The sequence below is a fragment of the Streptomyces litchfieldiae genome (genome assembly GCF_031845365.1).
GTDB classification, from domain to species: Bacteria; Actinomycetota; Actinomycetes; order Streptomycetales; family Streptomycetaceae; genus Streptomyces; species Streptomyces litchfieldiae.
This window is the reverse complement of sequence record NZ_JAVREL010000066.1, coordinates 1-985: the sequence shown is the minus strand read 5'-3', so window position 1 is coordinate 985 and position 985 is coordinate 1. Positions and strand designations below refer to the sequence as shown.

1 protein-coding gene is annotated in these 985 nt (G+C 70.7%); it reads left to right on the top strand.

Annotation, left to right across the window (positions count from 1 at the left end):
• A partial coding sequence (locus tag RM590_RS35400; protein ID WP_311708926.1) for an IS1634 family transposase occupies positions 1–985 on the top strand: 985 nt, incomplete at both ends.

Below are 985 nucleotides of genomic sequence, written 5' to 3'. Positions count from 1 at the left end.
CCCGGGCTGATCTGACGCACGGCCAGGTGATCGAGGTGCTGGTGGCCAACCGGCTGACCGCCCCCGCTCCGCTGTTCCGCGTCGGGGACTGGGCGCGTGACTGGGCGGTGGAGGAGGTCTTCGGAATCGAGGCCGAGCTGCTCAACGACGATCGCCTTGCGCGTGCCCTGGACGCGATCGCTCCGCACCTGGACCGGCTGGCCGGCAGCGTCGGGGCGGCCGCGATCGGCGCCTTCGGCCTGGATACGGCCCGTATTCATTGGGACATGACCAGTATGTCCGTCCATGGCGCCTACCCGGTCGAGGACCAGGACGAGGACTACCCGATGGTCAGGTACGGGCATCCCAAGGACCGGAGGGTGGACCTCAAGCAGGTCCAGGCAGGTCTTGGGGTGAGCGCCGATGGCGGCGTCCCCGTCCATGCCAGGGTCTTCGACGGCGGGGCCGGGGAGGTCGCACAGGTCGTCGACGCGATGAAGGCTCTGCGGCAGCTCGCGGGCGAGCGGCGGCTTCTGCTGGTCGCGGACTCCAAGCTGTACTCCTGGGGCAACATCGGCGCGCTGCTGGACGCGGGGGTGGACTTCATCGCCCCGGTGCCCGCCTCGAAGATCGGTGACGAGTTCTGGGCCGGCCTGGACCTGGAGCAGGCCGTGCCGGTGGACTACACCGCCGAACGCGAGGAGCGCCTGCCACCTGACGAGCGCGGGCAGTACCGCGTGCTGGAGGGGGAAGTCCAGCGCATCCCCGGGCCGCGCAAGCGCGATCCGGTACTGGAGGTACGCCGGGTGCTGGTGCACTCCACCGGCAGCGCCGAAGGCCAGCGCCAGGCGCGGGACAAGCGCCTGGCCAAGGCCGCATCCGACCTGGAGAAGGTGCAGCGCGGGGCGGGCGGGCGTTACTACAACATCCCCGAGAAGATCGCCGAACGCATCGGGGTGATCGCCAGGACCCGCCGGGTCGCCTCCTGCCTGCGCACCACGATCGG